Here is a 1238-nt window from a genome sequence, read left to right on the forward strand (position 1 = left end):
TATGATACTCCCTATTTGCTGGACAACTTTTGCACTAAGTTAAGATATAATCACGACACATTTTTAATTTGCTGATAGAACCTTTCATCGGGTGTTACCCTACCGATGGATTTGTGTCTTCTTTCGGTGTTGTAGAACCGCACATAATCCCTCACCTGCCGGTATAAATTGACCCCGCCGTTGGGCGGGTTGAGATAGATTTTTTCTCTTTTGAGCGAGCCCCAGAACCTTTCGATATAGATATTGTCCAAAGCCCGGCCCTTGCCGTCCATCGATATTTTTACTTCGCGTGCTTTGAGTGCTTCGATGAATACCGAGGATGTAAACTGGGAACCCTGGTCCGTATTGAAGATTTCCGGTTTCCCGTGTCTTTCCATGGCATCCCTCATGACGTCCCTGCACCATTCGGCGCTCATCGTATTGGAAACGTCCCACCCCATGATCTTGCGGCTATAGACATCAATGATAGCAAACATATACATAAACCCACGGAACATGGGGATGTAGGTGATGTCCGCCTGCCAGACCTGATTGGGGCTTCCTATCTTAAGATTTCTGAGCAGATAGGGGAACTTATAATCACCTTTGTTTGCCCGGCTGAGATTCTTTCTGGGATGGATGGCTTTCAGGTTCATGACCTTATACAATCGCCTGATACGCTTTTCCCCTACAGCATAACCCAGATCCATTTTCAGGTACGCGGTCATCCGCTCAACGCCATAGAATGGACAATCCAGGAACTTCCGATCGATGGCTTTCATCACCCGCTGGTTGTACAGGGATTCCCCTTTGGGCTTGAAATAATAACTGCTGCGCGGCAGCTCGATGACCCTGCATTGCTCAAAAACACTCATTTTATCGAAGGACGGGCAAACAAGCCTGCGTTTCTCTTCCAAACTCATTTGCCCAATACTTTTTTTAGGAAATCAACCTGTATCTGCAACTCCCCGATCTTTGAATACAGCTCTTTTTTCTCCTGTGAATCGTCTTTGGATACAGCCTTGTCCTTGCTGAATACCGAGTCGGCGTTATCCAGAAACTCCCGCTTCCAGGTGTTGATCTGCGTGGGGTGAACCTCGTATTTGGCAGCCAGCTCATGGATCGTCTGCTGCTCCTTGATCGCTTCGATGGCTACCTTCGCCTTGAAGCCTGCACTGAATTTCCTACGTTCTTTTTTCATTTTTACAACTGCTAAGTTAAACATTTAAGCAGCTGTCCAATATTTGGGGAGTACTATA

General features: G+C 46.6%; 2 protein-coding genes. Both read right to left on the reverse strand.

Annotated elements, in window-relative coordinates; translation table 11 throughout:
* Positions 1-50: 50 nt before the first annotated feature.
* Positions 51-902: an IS3 family transposase gene (locus BMW65_RS23775; protein WP_090609501.1), complete on the reverse strand. Its 852-nt coding sequence runs from the start codon at positions 900-902 to the stop codon at positions 51-53.
* On the reverse strand, positions 899-1180 hold the full coding sequence (locus tag BMW65_RS23780; protein ID WP_177181296.1) for a transposase: 282 nt from the start codon (positions 1178-1180) through the stop codon (positions 899-901). The genes BMW65_RS23775 and BMW65_RS23780 overlap by 4 nt, the downstream gene beginning before the upstream one ends.
* Positions 1181-1238 lie beyond the last annotated feature (58 nt).

The sequence above is a fragment of the Parapedobacter koreensis genome (assembly GCF_900109365.1).
Taxonomy (GTDB): domain Bacteria; phylum Bacteroidota; class Bacteroidia; order Sphingobacteriales; family Sphingobacteriaceae; genus Parapedobacter; species Parapedobacter koreensis.

Bases quoted from the DNA above. Each gene is read 5' to 3' on its own strand.
- BMW65_RS23780 (WP_177181296.1), bottom strand. From the start codon at position 1,180: ATGAAAAAAGAACGTAGGAAATTCAGTGCAGGCTTCAAGGCGAAGGTA.
- BMW65_RS23775 (WP_090609501.1), bottom strand. From the start codon at position 902: ATGAGTTTGGAAGAGAAACGCAGGCTTGTTTGCCCGTCCTTCGATAAA.